At 60.9% G+C, this 14,448-nt stretch carries 15 protein-coding genes and 1 tRNA gene; 8 read left to right on the top strand and 8 right to left on the bottom strand.

What is annotated here, in order from left to right; genetic code table 11:
• Positions 1–55: 55 nt before the first annotated feature.
• A complete protein-coding gene (locus ACI3GR_RS06765) occupies positions 56–922 on the bottom strand; it encodes a hypothetical protein (protein ID WP_407493316.1) in 867 nt (288 codons plus the stop codon).
• Complete coding sequence (locus ACI3GR_RS06760; protein WP_407493315.1) at positions 919–1,764, bottom strand: DUF2059 domain-containing protein; 846 nt, start codon at positions 1,762–1,764, stop codon at positions 919–921. Before ACI3GR_RS06760 ends, ACI3GR_RS06765 begins: the two co-directional genes overlap by 4 nt.
• A 157-nt stretch (positions 1,765–1,921) precedes the next feature.
• On the opposite strand from ACI3GR_RS06760, the gene ACI3GR_RS06755 reads away from it, so the two are divergent.
• Positions 1,922–2,011 (top strand) — tRNA-Ser (locus ACI3GR_RS06755).
• Positions 2,012–2,419: 408 nt separating this feature from the next.
• Here the strand turns inward: ACI3GR_RS06755 and ACI3GR_RS06750 are convergent.
• The 3 genes from ACI3GR_RS06750 to ACI3GR_RS06740 form a co-directional block, all read right to left on the bottom strand.
• Positions 2,420–4,981, bottom strand: coding sequence for an HWE histidine kinase domain-containing protein (locus ACI3GR_RS06750; RefSeq protein WP_407493314.1), 2,562 nt, complete (start codon positions 4,979–4,981; stop codon positions 2,420–2,422).
• Positions 4,974–5,462 carry a heme oxygenase-like domain-containing protein gene (locus ACI3GR_RS06745; protein ID WP_407493313.1) on the bottom strand — a complete coding sequence of 163 codons (489 nt, stop codon included), beginning with the start codon at positions 5,460–5,462 and terminating at the stop codon, positions 4,974–4,976. The genes ACI3GR_RS06750 and ACI3GR_RS06745 overlap by 8 nt, the downstream gene beginning before the upstream one ends.
• Before the next feature lie 456 nt (positions 5,463–5,918).
• Positions 5,919–6,524, bottom strand: coding sequence for a Hint domain-containing protein (locus tag ACI3GR_RS06740; protein WP_407493312.1), 606 nt, complete (start codon positions 6,522–6,524; stop codon positions 5,919–5,921).
• A gap of 503 nt (positions 6,525–7,027) precedes the next feature.
• Between ACI3GR_RS06740 and ACI3GR_RS06735 the strand changes: the two genes are divergently transcribed.
• From ACI3GR_RS06735 to ACI3GR_RS06720, 4 genes are all read left to right on the top strand, one after another.
• Positions 7,028–7,699: a TetR/AcrR family transcriptional regulator C-terminal domain-containing protein gene (locus ACI3GR_RS06735; RefSeq protein WP_407493311.1), complete on the top strand. Its 672-nt coding sequence runs from the start codon at positions 7,028–7,030 to the stop codon at positions 7,697–7,699.
• Complete coding sequence (locus ACI3GR_RS06730) at positions 7,699–8,037, top strand: TfoX/Sxy family protein (RefSeq protein ID WP_407493310.1); 339 nt, start codon at positions 7,699–7,701, stop codon at positions 8,035–8,037. Before ACI3GR_RS06735 ends, ACI3GR_RS06730 begins: the two co-directional genes overlap by 1 nt.
• A gap of 90 nt (positions 8,038–8,127) precedes the next feature.
• On the top strand, positions 8,128–8,301 hold the full coding sequence (locus ACI3GR_RS06725) for a YqaE/Pmp3 family membrane protein (RefSeq protein ID WP_407493309.1): 174 nt from the start codon (positions 8,128–8,130) through the stop codon (positions 8,299–8,301).
• Between the two features lie 7 nt (positions 8,302–8,308).
• The gene (locus tag ACI3GR_RS06720; protein WP_407493308.1) at positions 8,309–8,698 is read left to right on the top strand and encodes a DUF4112 domain-containing protein; all 390 of its coding nucleotides are present in this window, start codon (positions 8,309–8,311) and stop codon (positions 8,696–8,698) included.
• Positions 8,699–8,720: 22 nt separating this feature from the next.
• Here the strand turns inward: ACI3GR_RS06720 and ndk are convergent, their stop codons facing one another.
• Positions 8,721–9,143, bottom strand: a complete 423-nt coding sequence (gene ndk / locus ACI3GR_RS06715) for a nucleoside-diphosphate kinase (protein WP_407493307.1) — start codon at positions 9,141–9,143, stop codon at positions 8,721–8,723.
• Between the two features lie 215 nt (positions 9,144–9,358).
• Between ndk and ACI3GR_RS06710 the strand changes: the two genes are divergently transcribed.
• Genes ACI3GR_RS06710 through ACI3GR_RS06700 form a run of 3 tightly spaced genes read left to right on the top strand, consistent with a single transcriptional unit; the run spans position 9,359 to position 12,463 of the window.
• A complete protein-coding gene (locus ACI3GR_RS06710; RefSeq protein WP_407493306.1) occupies positions 9,359–11,218 on the top strand; it encodes an ABC-F family ATP-binding cassette domain-containing protein in 1,860 nt (619 codons plus the stop codon).
• A gap of 14 nt (positions 11,219–11,232) precedes the next feature.
• Positions 11,233–11,853 (top strand): MarC family protein, encoded by a 621-nt coding sequence (locus ACI3GR_RS06705; RefSeq protein WP_407493305.1) that lies wholly within the window; start codon positions 11,233–11,235, stop codon positions 11,851–11,853.
• Between the two features lie 31 nt (positions 11,854–11,884).
• Positions 11,885–12,463, top strand: a complete 579-nt coding sequence (locus ACI3GR_RS06700) for a retropepsin-like aspartic protease family protein (RefSeq protein WP_407493612.1) — start codon at positions 11,885–11,887, stop codon at positions 12,461–12,463.
• A 9-nt stretch (positions 12,464–12,472) separates the two neighbouring features.
• On the opposite strand, the gene ACI3GR_RS06695 is transcribed toward ACI3GR_RS06700, so the two are convergent.
• Together ACI3GR_RS06695 and ACI3GR_RS06690 are read right to left on the bottom strand one after the other, a co-directional pair.
• Complete coding sequence (locus ACI3GR_RS06695) at positions 12,473–12,946, bottom strand: DNA polymerase III subunit chi (protein WP_407493304.1); 474 nt, start codon at positions 12,944–12,946, stop codon at positions 12,473–12,475.
• The gene (locus ACI3GR_RS06690; RefSeq protein WP_407493303.1) at positions 12,946–14,418 is read right to left on the bottom strand and encodes a leucyl aminopeptidase; all 1,473 of its coding nucleotides are present in this window, start codon (positions 14,416–14,418) and stop codon (positions 12,946–12,948) included. The genes ACI3GR_RS06695 and ACI3GR_RS06690 overlap by 1 nt, the downstream gene beginning before the upstream one ends.
• Between the last annotated feature and the right edge of the window lie 30 nt (positions 14,419–14,448).

Raw genomic sequence — 14,448 nt, 5'->3', positions numbered from 1 at the left:
GCAGGATTCCCCTTTAAGTCAAGCGCCAAGGCCGCAGGATATTAGGTTTTCCTGCCTAAAGGTCCTGCCCCGCCAGTTGCTGCGCCACCGCAAGGCCAAGCGCGTTATACTGGTACGTATACATATCGCCAAAACCGACAAAAAGCGCGCGGTTCAAACGCTGGCCCGCCTCGGTTTCGGAAAACGCGATATAGGCGCGCAGGTCTTCGTCCGACAGGGGCTGATAGGCGGTGCTCAGATAGGCGCGCAGCCATTCCTCTGTATCCGAGCGGCTGGCGTCAGAATCGCCCCAGACCCCGTCGAGGATTTCCTGTTCGCCCATCTCGAAAATCTCGGACGTGGCGAGCCCCCTCAGAAAGGCCACATTCGTATTCATGGCGCCAGAGGTGTTGTAATCGACCAGATCATTCACGGCGATGAATTCGTCGATCAGCTCCATACGGTCAGGGTCGATGGCGTCGGTGCGGACACGGTCGCGGGCGGCCTCTTCCATATCGGAATCCAGAAAGACTTCGCGCGCCGACATTTCCAGCGTGATAATGCGCTGGCCCAGATCGCTTTCAAAGAACGCCAGCATCGGGTCAGGATCAGCGCCCCCCAGATCGGCCACCATGCCGTCCATCATCATGTCGCCCATGGCGTCGCCGTCATAGATCGTGGCGACAGCATCCTGCCAAGACGCACCCGTGCGGCCCACCAGATATTGCTCGGCCACCTCATCGGCCAGCGACAGGCCTTCGCGGCGCATCACGTCCAGCGCGCCGGGCATATCCAGCGCGTCCCACAGGCGGGACTGCTGGTCAGCCGTGATGGTGTCGGACTGCGCAAGGGCGGGATTTACCGCGCCAAGCGTCAGGCCTCCAAACGTCAGTGCCCCAAGCGTCAGGTTCAGACCAAGACAGGCCGCGCGCAGAAAGCTCACAGTTCCTGCCCCGGACCCATTTCGGCCAGACGGGTCGCGACCTCTTCGAAACGGTTGGCCATGATTTCGAACTGCACGGCATTCATCAACTCGTAGACCTCTTGCATCAGGGGCTGCTCCAGCGCCTCGGCGTAGGTCTCGATCTCTTCGGTGGTGAAATCGCGATAGGTCGCGGCCGAGCTTTCCATGCCAGACGCGCGCATGTTCTGTTTGATCTCTTCCGCCTGCTCGGCCTGCGCGGCGCGGATGCCCTCTTCGTCCAGACGCAGTTCGATCACCCCTGCCCGTGCAGCGGCCATCAGGAACCGGATCTCCAGCTCATTCGCGGCACGCAGGCTTTGGTCTTCGGATCCGATCGCGTCCATCATGCGCTGGATGGCGATCACACGCTCCGGGTCTTCCTGTTTCGCCTCTTCCAGCAGTTCTGCACCTTGATCGCGTTTGTCGGCCCGGTCGCGCAAATGGCTTTCGTTCTCGGCCTCGACCAGCCGCTGCCCCAGATCGGTGGCGTAGAAATCGGCGGCATGGGCCAGCGCCTCATCGCTGAGGGTCTGGGACAGGATGTCCATCGCGTCGGCCTGCATATCCTTCACGTTAAAGACATCGCCCGCCATCAGCGTCCAGGCTGCGCCGAAATCCTCGGCCTGCAGGCCCAGCATCCGCGGCGCATCCTCGGCCGACAGCTTGATCGATTCCAGCGCCACGTCAAAGCCAGTGACGGTCAGGAAGGCGCGGACCTTGTCGCGATCCGCGGCCCAAAGCTGCGTCGCCAGCGCCAGCACGGCCAAAAGGGTCGTGGTGAACTGGATCAGGGGAAAACGCATGGCACGGGCGGATGGCATTGGGGCACCTATCAGAGTTTTTTCATAAGTTTGCGGGCCGGATTTCCCCGGCAACGCGGCTTTCCTTGGAAGTTAGGTCATTTCCGGGCGCACGCAATGCAAAACGCCTCTTGCGTGGGCGGAGAGATGCCGTTAGGAGGACCTCCCAGACCCCCGCGGAGAGGTGCCGGAGTGGTCGAACGGGGCGGTCTCGAAAACCGTTGTGGGTGCAAGCCCACCCAGGGTTCGAATCCCTGTCTCTCCGCCACTTTCCCTTTTGGTAAGTCGCCCCCTTCACGTTGTTGCGAGGCGGTAGACTTTTGGGGTTCGGCTGGCGATCTGATCCTTCCATCATGACGTTGCAGGCAGTCTTCATCTGATGTCCTGTCCCGGTGTGCGCACTTTTCTAGATCCCAAGCAGGGTCGACGCTTGGGACCTTCAAATGAGAATCGTGGATTAGTTTGACCGCCTACTCGGAATGGCGATGCACTGGGTTCTCTGGCTTTCATCACAGGTGGCCGCCGTCACCGGAGGGAAACGATGCGCAGCCTGAGCAATGTCAGGAATTGGCCGCGGATCGCAGCGTCTTCCAGTTGGACCGGATCGAAGTCGTTACCCGCTAAACCGAGGTCCGAAGGGGCCCGGCACTCCGAACGGTTTTCCGGGCCCCTGTGCTTACAGGTCCATCGCCGCCAGCGTCTCTCTCAGGCTTTCGATGGTGTAGGGTTTTTTCAAGATCGGCACCGTCGGGAATTGTTCGACCAGATCAGTGTTGGAGCCATAGCCCGTCGCCAAAATCGCGGGAATTCCCTTTTCAAGACAATGGCGTACCACCGGCAGCGATGTCTCGTCCCCAAGGTTCACATCCAAGAGCGCAAAGGCGATCTTCTGCGATTGCAGGATCTGGAAGGCGTCCGACACGCGGCTGGCGGTGCTGACGAAATCGGCTCCCATCTCGGCCAGCATGTCCGATGCGTCCAGCGCGATGACCATGTTGTCCTCTAGTACCAGACAATGGCCCGACATCTCGACCTCTGGTACCGCTTGGATAACCATATCGTCGGTTTCGACCGGGGCACTTTTCACGGCACGCACATGCAGGCCCGGCAGGGTGAAGTCCGCTTCGAGCCCGGTGACTTTGTAATGCACCTCGGCCGTGCCCTTCAGTTCGTAAGGGATCGACCGTTCGATGATCGTCGTACCAAAACCGCGGCGCGTCGGGGCCTGTACGGGCGGGCCGTCGTATTCGCGCCACGTCAGACGCGCGACGCCGTCCGGGTCCAGATGCACGTCGATGGTGACCGACCCGCTGGAATCGTTCAGCGCACCGTATTTGGCCGAGTTGGTGACAAGCTCGTGGATGACCAGCGCCATGGTGGTGAAGGCGCCGGGCGACAGGTCGACCTCGTCCCCGGTGATCGATACGCGCGACGCCTTGTCGGTCAGAAAGGCTTTGACCTCTGTTTCGACAAGGCCGCGGAGGGGCACCCAATCCCATTCGGACTGGGTCAGCTGATCGTGGGCACGGGCCAGTGCGTAGATACGGGCGTCCAGCACCTGACGATAGGCATCGACCGAGTCGGCATTGTTCTTACCCTGTGACACCAAGCCCCTGATAAGGTTCAGGATATTTCGAACGCGGTGGTTCAGTTCCGCGATCAGTAATTCCTGCTGGTCCTGTGCCCTGCGGCGAACTTCGTTGCGCTGATCGGCCATTTTCAGGACGACTTCCAACAAGGTCACACGCAGCGCGTCGGCGGCGCGCAATTCGCTGGACCGCCACGGCGCGGACTGGCCACGGACGATTTCCTGCCAGGCCTTGAAGCTTTTGCGCGGTGTCAGGCGGGATCCGTTCGGGCCAAGCTCGACCGGTTTTTCCGGGTTACCGGCCCAGTTGACGGACGCGGTGATTTCCCGGCGGAACAGCACAAGGTAATCGCGCGGGGTGCGCGAGATCGGCAGCACGAGGATCCCGGCCACCCGCTCGCCGAATGCCTCGGCCGCCGGATAGCGTTTCGCCAGTTGCTGGGTGGAATACACCTGCCCCGCCGGTGTGGTGTTCAGGAACCGCGCCAGCCCCATGAACTCTTCTTTCGTGGGGGTAGAGCCGTCCTGCCGGTAATCGCCATCGCTATAGACCGCGATTCCGTCAAAGGGGATCACCTCTTTGATACTGCTGGAAAAAACATCAAAGACATCGACGATCGACTGATCCCCAGAAAGCTGAGACATCAGCCGGTCGTGCAAGGACCGGGCGCGATCAACCTCGGCCAGTTCTTCGTTCATCTCGACCTGAGCGAGTTCATAATTGAACAGCTGGGCAAACAGTTCGACCGAGCTGCGGGTTTCATAATCGATGTGGCGGGGCGTGTCGTGGTGGCAGGCGAACAGCCCCCACAGCTTGCCCTTACGCAGGATCGACACCGACATCGACGCGCCGACGCCCATGTTCCGCAGGTATTCAAGATGGATCGGCGACACGGCGCGCGACATGGTCAGCGACAGATCCAGCGGCTCTCCGTTCGGGTCGCGTTCGGGATAGATCGCGTGGGTGTCGCCGTTGACGTCGGAAATCAGGCGCAGCAGGCTTTTGACGTAAAGCGCGCGGGCCTGCTTCGGGATGTCGCTGGCCGGGTAACGCAGCCCCATAAAGCTTTCCTGATTGGGCCCGTGTTCTTCTGCGATGACCGTGCCGCTGTCATCGGCGTTGAACTGATAGACCATGACGCGGTCAAAACCCGACAGGATCTTCAGGCCCCGCGCGGCCTCGGCCGACATGCCGGCGATGGTGGTGTGTTTCTGCACACGGGCGATCAGCGCCTGAACGGTGGATCCGTCGTCGGGCGAGCGTTTGACCTTTTCGCGCGGCTCGAATTCGAACACGATGTTACGGCCGCTTTGGCTGATCGACACGTTGTACAGGCGGTTGTCTTCGAAGATCGGATAGGCAAAGACGCGCGCGGCCCCGGAATTCTGGTTCAGCACCTGCATCCGCGTGCGCAGGAAGTGGATTGTTTCTTCTGGAAACAGGTCGATGAACCGCGTGCCCACCAGATCATGGGCGTCGTGGCCGATCAGATCCTGACAATTTTCCGACGCATGGGTGATCATCCAGTCGGTCGAGATGGCGATCAGGCAGGCGAAATGCTGGACTTGGCCTAGGATGTGGATCGGTTCGCGATCACAATTGGTCAGATCGTATTGCACCTGTTCGGTGGTGGTCTGGGGATCAGGCATAAGCGGTGGCCAAGTCCTTGTGGGCTGCGACGGCGCACCCGTGGTAGAAGTCAAACAGACGGCTTGTATCGTTAACGATTGTCTGGGCCTGCGGGCTGTCCGCCGGAACCTCCGCTGCGGCGCTGCAAAACGCCTGCCAGACATCAATATATGTGGGGGCCGAGAAATAGGCCGACGCCGCATGCACCCGTTCATCGGTGGCCATCGACCAGCGTTTTTTCAGCACGGCCGTGCCAAGCCGGGATCCCAGAAGGACGTAATCCACCGCCATAGCATCGGGCGTCGTGCCAAGGGCTGGGCGTTGAGGTGCGGGCGTCGCGCCAAGGGTGGCCAGATCGTCTGCTGCGCGGGCTGCCAGATCGGGCAGAATTGACCGCGTCCGGTCACCACCATCTGCCGCGATCAGCGCGTCTAACGCGGCCTGCTGCATCGCCAGAAAGACGGCTAATCCGACCGGCGTCGACAGGTCGAACTGCGACACGAAACGGTCCAGCGCCTCGTGGGCTGGACGTGTATCAAAACGAAGTCGCGTTCGTAGATTTGACAGCGGCTCAATCTTCATGGGCAAAATCAGTGTCACAGGTGTCGTGACATGTCACGCCGTATGACGCCTTCCGCCGCGTGAAGGTTTTAACTGGTTTATCTATGATTGAAAAACGCCTGCGCGGTGGGGCCGCAGTCTGCGTGGTCATGTATGTATCCTTTGCCACTTGGCAGGACTCTGCCAAGCGATTGTCCACACTTACGCCCGCTATCGGCACAATCAAGCGATGGCCCGGCGTCACCCCGACAAACACGTCCTTGCCAGAATCAGGATACCCACAGGTATGTTCCACGAAAAAGCCCGGCGCGGTTTAGAACCGTGCCGGGCGTACGCTGAAATCGCTTTGCTTGAAATGTGGTGCGGCCCCTTCCCCCCAGAACAGACCGTTTAAAATCAGGCGTCCGCGTCGACCGAGAGAGAGTCGATGACGTCGGACAGCAGCTTTTCAACTGCCGGGTTCAGCGCGGTACGATCCGCCTTGAAGGGCGCGGCGGACAATTTCAGGCCGGGGAACTTTTCGGTCAGTTCTTCGGCGGTATCTTCTTTGGCAACGGCGGCGGCATCGACCCACACACCTTCGACCAGCAGGGTGACGCAGTCGTCAAACATGATTTCAACGATGGCAACGTCGGCTTCCAGTGCGGTGATGCCGTCACGGCCCACCAGATCAGCGGCGGCGATCATGTCTTCGGCGTCGGCCATCTTGACCATGTCGGTGGCGGCAACGACCAGATCGCTTTCGGGCAGTGCTTCACCCAGGGAACCGGCTTTGATGTGCACCATCTGGGCGGTTTCGGCATCGCGGCGGGCGACGAAACGGATCGTCTGCAGACCGTTGTTGCGGGTCATGACCTGATCACCGGCTTCCAGAGCGACGGCAGGACGCTGACCTTTCAGGGTAAGAACGCGGGATGCGGCGATGAGGCTAACAACAGCACCTTGCTTGCCCACACGGCGGGTTGCAGCAGCAGCGTTGTTCAGTTCGTTCAGCATCGTCATATTTTTGCCTTTCGTCGCATCAGCATCTCAAGGCCCCCACAGACATTTATACAGATGTTGGCGGCGAAGTGGAGAAATAAGACGGAAAAGGGGCGAAAAAGGCGATTTGGGCAGGATCTGCCCCAATTGGCGCGAACAGTCCCTAGGGTGTTGGGAAAACTGTTTCAAAACAGTGAACCAAACGGCCACATTTTGATTCGTAATTGTGACGGATTGGGGCGGTCGCTGCCCCATTCTGCCTAAATTGGGCCGGAATTGGGCAAAGGAGATTCGCGGGACGTGTGAATCAGACGGTGCCTTCAGAAGACGACGCGCTACGCCGATCATAGCACTCGCCCGGCGGCAACGCCGGGCAGCGGCCGTCCGCCCCCCTGGGCGGCCGCTTCGCTTGCCGCCCGCGGACGGCCCCTACCCTCAAGCGTCTCATGCCCGCAGACGCTTCACTTCAACTTATCCCCAGCCACCTGCTTGACTCTGGGCGCGTCCATTTACACCGTAAGCACATGAGCACGACCCAAGACACCCTGCCCGAACCCACCACCCGACAGCCCCTGTCGCGTGACCGTATATTACAGGCGGCGCTTGCCTTTGCCGACGAACATGGGCTGGCCGCCCTGTCGATGCGCAAAGTCGCCGCCACCCTGAACGTAGAGGCGATGTCTCTCTATAATCATATAGCGAACAAATCCGACATCATCGCTGGTATCACCGATTTGGTCGCCGGAGAGATCACGCTCCCCACCCCCGATTTCGACTGGAAGGGAGAGATGCGGGCGCGGTCTCAGTCAGCGCATAAAGTTCTGATGAAACACCCTTGGGCCGCGCAACAGTTTCAGGCGGGCCATCCGCCGGGGCCGAACATGATGACCTATCTGGATGCGACTTTGGGCTGTCTGATCGCCGTCGGCTTCAGCCCGCGACAGGCCGATGACGCGCGCAACACGGTCGATAACCATATCTACGGCTACACGCTGAAACGGCTCAACCGTCCGAACCGCGCGCGCGAGATCTCTCGCGCGGCCAAGAAGACGTTGAAGGACATCCCCAAGGATACCTACCCCCACCTTTATAAACGCACGTCCGAATTGGCAGGCACGGAAACGCCTGACGTGGATGATTTCGATTTTGGCCTGAACCTGATCCTCGACGGGCTCGAGGCGATTTCGGCCAGATAATGGGGCAGCCCGTCTCGGCCATCCGCAACCTTGGCCCGGCCTCGGTCGACCAATTCGCCCGCGCGGGTATCCATACGGCGGATGAGTTGCGCGACCTTGGGGCCGATGCGGCCTATGCCAAACTGCTGGCCAGTGGCACGCGCCCGCATTTCATCGGCTACTACGCACTGGTCATGGGATTGCAGGGCCGCCCGTGGAACGATTGCAAAGGCGCCGAGAAAGACGCGCTGCGTGTGCGGTTCGACGCGCTCTGCGCCACCAGCCAGCCGCAGGATCCCGACGACCTGCCGGCAGAGCTTGCCAAGTTCCTGCGCGACACAGGCATCACAGCCAGCTAACCCGCCTACCCGATCGTGATCAAAAGGACGCTTGGGAACCAAATGTGCCTTTCCCCGTTGGTTACACAACGGAACACGAAAGGACACGTTATGGATATTCTTCGTATTATCATCGCCATCTTCATTCCGCCTCTGGGTGTCTTTCTGCAGGTCGGTCTGGGCGGCGCCTTCTGGCTGAACCTTCTGCTGACGATCTTGGGCTACATCCCGGGCATCATCCACGCGCTCTATATTATCCTGTCGCGCGGTCCGGCACGGGCCTGAGGCGAATATGAACCAGCGTAGCACTCCCTACACGCATCCAACCCTTGATAAGGTTGATCGGATCGCTCGCGTCATGGACCGGGCGGTTCGCATCCCCGGAACATCCATTCGCATGGGTCTGGATTCGATCATCGGCTGGGTTCCGGGCGTAGGCGATACGCTGACCCTTGCCCCGTCACTATATATTATAGAGCTTGCCCGCCGCGAAGGCGTGCCCGGTCACAAACTGGCACGCATGTTGGGCAATATCGGCGTCGACTGGTTGATCGGCCTTGTGCCGCTGATCGGTGACATCTTTGATATCGGTTGGAAATCCAACACCCGCAACGCCGCCTTGCTGCGGGACCATATCGAAGGCCGCATAGAAAAAGGCCGCGCCCTAAGGGACGCGGCCTGATCTGTCGGTCTGACGGGTTGGCTTAGCCGACCAGTTCCAGACCCGAGAAGAAGTAAGCGATTTCGACCGCTGCGGTTTCCGGTGCGTCGGAACCGTGGACCGAGTTTTCGCCAACGGATTCAGCGAACTCTGCACGGATGGTGCCAGCGGCTGCATCGGCGGGGTTCGTTGCGCCCATGACTTCGCGGTTTTTCGCGATGGCACCTTCACCTTCCAGAACCTGAACGACAACCGGCTCGGACGCCATGAATTCGCACAGTTCGTCGTAGAACGGACGCTCGGCGTGAACCTTGTAGAACTCGCCTGCCTGCGCTTTGGTCAGGTGAATACGCTTTTGTGCGACGATGCGCAGACCTGCGTCTTCGAATTTGGCGTTGATCTTGCCCGTCAGGTTACGGCGGGTTGCGTCGGGTTTGATGATGGACAGCGTGCGTTCGGTCGCCATGGGTCTCTTCCTTTTACTAAGGGGCCCTATGCCCCGCATATGTTCGGCGCTCGCCTAGCATGGGGATGTGGGTTTGAAAAGGTACTAAGGCGCGGCCCATGCGCGCTCCCCAACTTCATCTTTCCCGAAATACTCTGGGGGAGGCCGCAGGCCGGGGGCAAAGCCCCCCAATTTCCCCCATGGCCCCGCCCCAAAACCTCTGCTAGAGCCGCGCCATGCTGCGCATCACCGACATATCCTATTCCATCGCGGGCCGATCCCTGATCGAAAACGCCTCTGTCACCATCCCTCAGGGCCACAAGGTTGGCATCGTGGGCCGTAACGGCGCTGGGAAAACCACGCTGTTCAAGCTGATCCGAGGAGAGCTGGTGCTGGACGGTGGCACGATCACCCTGCCCGAACGCGCCCGCATAGGCGGTGTCGCGCAGGAAGTGCCGGGGAACGAAGTGTCGCTGCTGGATACGGTGCTGGCCGCCGATACCGAACGCGCCTCGCTGCTGGCGGAATCGGAAACCGCGACGGATGCGGCCCGGATCGCTGAGATTCAGACGCGACTGGCCGATATCGACGCTTGGTCCGCCGAAGGGCGCGCGGCCACGATCCTCAAGGGCCTCGGCTTTACTGAAGAAGAACAGCTAATGCCTTGTTCTGCCTTCTCGGGCGGGTGGCGGATGCGCGTGGCGCTGGCGGGGGTGCTGTTTTCGCAGCCCGATCTGCTGCTGCTCGATGAACCGACCAACTACCTCGACCTTGAGGGCGCGCTGTGGCTTGAAGCTTATCTGCAGAAATACCCGCATTCGGTCATCATCATCTCTCACGACCGGGGTCTGCTGAACCGGGCTGTTGGGGCGATCCTGCACCTCGAAGGCAAGAAGCTTACGCTGTATACCGGCAATTATGACAGCTTTGCCCGCCAGCGCGCCGAACAGCGGGCGCTACAGGCCGCTGCCGCGAAAAAGCAGGACGCAAAACGCGCGCATCTTCAAAGCTTTGTGGACCGGTTCAAGGCCAAAGCCAGCAAGGCGAAACAGGCCCAGTCCCGCGTCAAACAGTTGGAAAAGATGGAACGGATCACCGCACCGGAAGATGCGGCACGCGTCGTCTTTACCTTCCCCTCGCCCGAGGAACTTTCGCCGCCCATCATCCGGATCGAAAGCGGTTCGGTGGGCTATGGCGACCGCACGGTTCTGTCACGGCTGGACCTGCGGATCGATCAGGATGACCGGATCGCGCTGCTGGGGCGCAACGGCGAAGGGAAATCGACGCTGGCGAAACTGCTGTCGGACCGTCTGGCGCTGCAGGAAGGTAAAATCACCCGGTCGTCGAAGCTCCGCATCGGGTTTTTCGCGCAACATCAGGTGGATGAGCTGTTTCTGGACGAAACGCCCATCGACCACGTGCGCCGCGAACGGCCCGATGAGGCCCCTGCACGGCTGCGTGCGCGTCTGGCGGGCTTTGGCCTTGGCGCGGATCAGGCCGAAACCGAAGTTGGGCGGCTGTCGGGCGGACAAAAAGCGCGTCTGACGCTGTTGCTGGCGACACTGGACGCGCCGCATCTGCTGATCCTCGACGAACCGACCAACCACCTTGATATCGAAAGCCGCGAAGCGCTGGTCGAAGCGCTGACCGCCTATGACGGCGCGGTGGTTCTGGTGTCGCACGACATGCACCTGCTGTCGCTGGTCGCGGATCGGTTGTGGCTGGTCAAAGACGGTCGGGTGACGCCCTACGACGATGATCTTGAAGCTTACAGAGACCTCTTGCTGAACGTGAACTCTGGGACGAAACAGGCTGAAAAGAAAAAGAAAGTTAGGCAGTATTCGCGTGACGAAATTCTTGCCCTTCGGTCCGAGTTGCGCAAATGCGAAGACCGGGTAGAAAAGCTGCAGGACATGTCGGAAAAGCTGTCGGCCAAGCTGGCCGACCCCGCGCTGTACGAGGACAGCAAGGTCGGAGAGCTTGAGGTCTGGAACCGCAAATACGCCGAGTTGCGCGAAGCGATGACGCGGGCGGAATCCCTTTGGGAAAATGCGCAGGCCAAGCTGGACAAAGCCGAAGCCGCGCGGGCAAGCTAAAGCGCAGAGGGATCATGGATTACACCGTATATATCACCGCCTTCGTCACGCTGTTCGTCATCATTGACCCGATCGGCCTGACGCCCCTGTTTGCCGCGCTGACCCAAGGCCAGCCCGCGGCCAACCGTCGTGCCATCGCAATACGGTCCTGCCTTATAGCATTGGTTCTGCTGGTTCTTTTCGCGATCTTCGGTGAAGCCGTGATGGGTTTCGTCGGCATCTCCATGCCCGCGTTCCGCATCGCTGGTGGTGTTCTTCTGTTCCTTACCGCGCTTGAGATGTTGTTCGAACGACGCACCAAGCGGCGCGAGGATCAGGCCGAAAACCCCGAGGACCTGCCCGACCCATCGGTCTTTCCCATCGCCACGCCGCTGATCGCGGGCCCCGGCGCGATTGCCACGGTGATCCTGCTGGTGGGCCGTCAGGACGATCTTCTGGGCACTGCGATGATCGTTGGCGTTGTTGCAGCGGTGCTGCTGGTGGTGTTCGTCTTCTTTTTGACCGCCGGGTTGCTGGAACGTCTGTTGGGGCGTGTGGGCATTAACGTGGTGACGCGGGTGCTGGGGATGCTGCTCGCGGCATTGTCAGTGCAATTTGTGCTGGATGGCCTGCGGGATTTCGGTCTGGCCGGGTGACGTCGGCGGCCCCGGCACCTATATCCATGCTATGGATACGAATTCTTGGATGAACCTCGCCTACCTCGTGCTGCTTCTGGTGGCCGTGGGCGGCTGGATGCTGGTGCAGAACCGCGACCGACTGGGCAAGATGGCCCAGCAGGCGGCGGTCTGGGTGCTGATCTTTGTTGGCGTGATCGCCGGGATCGGGCTGTGGGACGACGTGCGGCGCACCGTGACGCCGACGCAATCGGTGGTGCAAGGCGGATCCATCGCCGTGCCGCGCGCGCCTGACGGTCACTATTATCTGACGGCCGAGGTCAACGGCACCCCCATCCGCTTTATGGTCGACACCGGCGCCAGTGACATCGTTCTGACGCAGAAAGACGCGGCTCATGTCGGATTGGATCTGGACGAGTTGGTCTATAACCGCCGCGCCCTGTCCGCGAACGGCGAGGTCGGGATCGCCCCGGTCATTCTGGATGCTGTGGCGCTTGGCCCCGTGCAGGGGAACAACGTCCGGGCCGTTGTGAACGGTGGTGAGATGCGGCAATCGCTGTTGGGGATGCGGTATCTGCAGCAGTTTTCCAAGATTGAAATCGGCGATGGGGCGTTGTTGCTTACGCCGTAAGTCGACCGCTCAGTCCGCTGTTTTCGCGGGACTTTCCGATTTCATCTGCCATTTGCCCGATTCCTCGGACCAGTATTTCGCGCCCACCCCGGCTTGGGTCAGGGCACGCCATTGACCACGGGCGTGATCGACGGCGCTTGGGTTGTTGCCGTCGAACAGGATGCAGACGCGGGCAAGGTTGGTGACCTCTTGCGGGTCGACCTCTGCCCCATCCACGGCCATCAGGCATTGCGGATCGTTTGCCGCCTTGTCCGTCGTCAGCAGGATGGGTTGCAGCGCATCGTGTTCGCCGCCCGCAATCCCGTGGGCCAGAAACTCGTCCTCTGGCCCTTCCCACAGCTTCTGATCCAGCCAGCTTAGCCGGTTTTCCGTCGGCGCGCGCACCGCCACCCGCCATCCCGCCTGAAGAGAACGGGACAGCAGCACCGGCAAGGTCTGTTCCAACGGCCCGCGCGTGAGGTGATAAAAATAGGCCTCGCCCATCAGGCGTCTTTTTCCATCATCGTCTGGACCAGTTGGTCCAGCGCACGCACGCCCCATCCGGTGGCCCCGGTGGGTGCAAAGGTGGTTTCGGCTTTGACGCTGGCGACGCCCGCGATGTCGATGTGGCACCACGGCATATCGTCCTTAACGAAGCGGTGCAGGAACTCGGCTGCGGTAATTGATCCGGCGGGACGTCCGCCGACGTTGTTTACATCGGCCACGCGGGATTTCAGCTGTTTGGCATAGGCGTCCCCCAAGGGCATCCGCCACGCACCTTCCCCGACGCTGTTGGCGGCCTTGGTCAGCGCGTTGCACAGTTTGTCATCGTTGGAAAAGACACCCGCGTTATGGTGGCCCAGACCGATGATGATCGCGCCGGTCAGCGTCGCCAGATCAATCATCCCCTGCGGTTTGAACCGATCCTGCGCGTACCACATGACGTCGCATAGAACCAAACGACCCTCGGCATCGGTGTTGGTGACCTCGATCGTGTCACCTTTCATCGAGGTGACGACGTCGCCGGGCCGCATCGCATTGCCCGAGGGCATGTTTTCCACCAGCCCGACCAGACCCACGACATTGGCGCGCGCCTTGCGCAGGGCCAGCGCCTTCATCGCGCCGGCCACGGTGCCCGCGCCGCCCATATCCATGGTCATGTCTTCCATGCCTGCCGCGGGTTTCAGCGAAATCCCCCCGGTGTCAAAGACCACGCCCTTGCCGATCAGGGCCAGCGGGGCCTCGTCCCCGCCGCCATCCCAACGCATAACAACGACCTTGGAGGGGCTGTCGGATCCCTGCCCGACCGCCAGCAGCGCGCCCATGCCCAGTTCGGTCAGCTTGTCTTCTTCCAGAACCTCGACCTTCAGGCCGCTGTCTTCCAAGGCCTTCAACTGGTTGGCAAATTCGGTTGTGGTCAGAACGTTGGCCGGGGCGCTGACCAGATCGCGGGTGAAGAACACACCTTCGGCCACGGCCAGCAACGGCAGGGTCACCTGTTCCATCTGCGCGGGATCGGCGCATTGCACGGTAATGGTGCCCGTGGGCTTGGCCTCATCCGTTTTCTGATCCTTGTAGGCATAATTGCGCAGCACGATCGCCTCGATCAGGCGCTGCGTGTCGCGCAGGGTGCCGGGCAGCAGCAACAGCCCGTCTTCGCCCATCAGCTTGCCAAGGCTGGCGCCCGCCTTGCGCAACTGTTCCTGAGTCGAGCGACGGTTCAGGATCACCACGTCGATGGCATCCGCCTCCATCCCCACGGGATAGGCCAGCGTGACTACATCTCCGATGGCGCGTTTGTCATAGCTGTCGCTTTCGGTCAGACGTTTGATCGCCCCGCGGGACAGGCGGTTCACCCGGCGCGCAGCGGGGCTGAGTTTTCCGTCGCCGGACACAACAACGGCCACGCGGCCGGTGGCGGTGGCGATTGCGTCCAGATCGGGATCGACAAAGGTGACTTTGGCCGGAGAGGTCAATGAAAGCTCCTGTAGATTTGCGGGCCTCAT

The organism is Pseudooceanicola aestuariicola (assembly GCF_045763785.1).
Taxonomy (GTDB): Bacteria; Pseudomonadota; Alphaproteobacteria; order Rhodobacterales; family Rhodobacteraceae; genus Pseudooceanicola.
Note: the sequence above shows the minus strand (reverse complement) of the source record. Positions and strands in the feature narration are given on the sequence as shown.

What these genes read in the sequence shown, in the direction of transcription:
- ACI3GR_RS06760 (WP_407493315.1), bottom strand. Translation starts at nt 1,764, where the DNA reads ATGCCATCCGCCCGTGCCATGCGTTTTCCCCTGATCCAGTTCACCACG.
- ACI3GR_RS06750 (WP_407493314.1), bottom strand. Translation starts at nt 4,981, where the DNA reads ATGCCTGATCCCCAGACCACCACCGAACAGGTGCAATACGATCTGACC.
- ACI3GR_RS06740 (WP_407493312.1), bottom strand. Translation starts at nt 6,524, where the DNA reads ATGACGATGCTGAACGAACTGAACAACGCTGCTGCTGCAACCCGCCGT.
- ACI3GR_RS06735 (WP_407493311.1), top strand. Translation starts at nt 7,028, where the DNA reads ATGAGCACGACCCAAGACACCCTGCCCGAACCCACCACCCGACAGCCC.
- ACI3GR_RS06730 (WP_407493310.1), top strand. Translation starts at nt 7,699, where the DNA reads ATGGGGCAGCCCGTCTCGGCCATCCGCAACCTTGGCCCGGCCTCGGTC.
- ACI3GR_RS06725 (WP_407493309.1), top strand. Translation starts at nt 8,128, where the DNA reads ATGGATATTCTTCGTATTATCATCGCCATCTTCATTCCGCCTCTGGGT.
- ACI3GR_RS06720 (WP_407493308.1), top strand. Translation starts at nt 8,309, where the DNA reads ATGAACCAGCGTAGCACTCCCTACACGCATCCAACCCTTGATAAGGTT.
- ndk (WP_407493307.1), bottom strand. Translation starts at nt 9,143, where the DNA reads ATGGCGACCGAACGCACGCTGTCCATCATCAAACCCGACGCAACCCGC.
- ACI3GR_RS06710 (WP_407493306.1), top strand. Translation starts at nt 9,359, where the DNA reads ATGCTGCGCATCACCGACATATCCTATTCCATCGCGGGCCGATCCCTG.
- ACI3GR_RS06705 (WP_407493305.1), top strand. Translation starts at nt 11,233, where the DNA reads ATGGATTACACCGTATATATCACCGCCTTCGTCACGCTGTTCGTCATC.
- ACI3GR_RS06700 (WP_407493612.1), top strand. Translation starts at nt 11,885, where the DNA reads ATGGATACGAATTCTTGGATGAACCTCGCCTACCTCGTGCTGCTTCTG.
- ACI3GR_RS06695 (WP_407493304.1), bottom strand. Translation starts at nt 12,946, where the DNA reads ATGGGCGAGGCCTATTTTTATCACCTCACGCGCGGGCCGTTGGAACAG.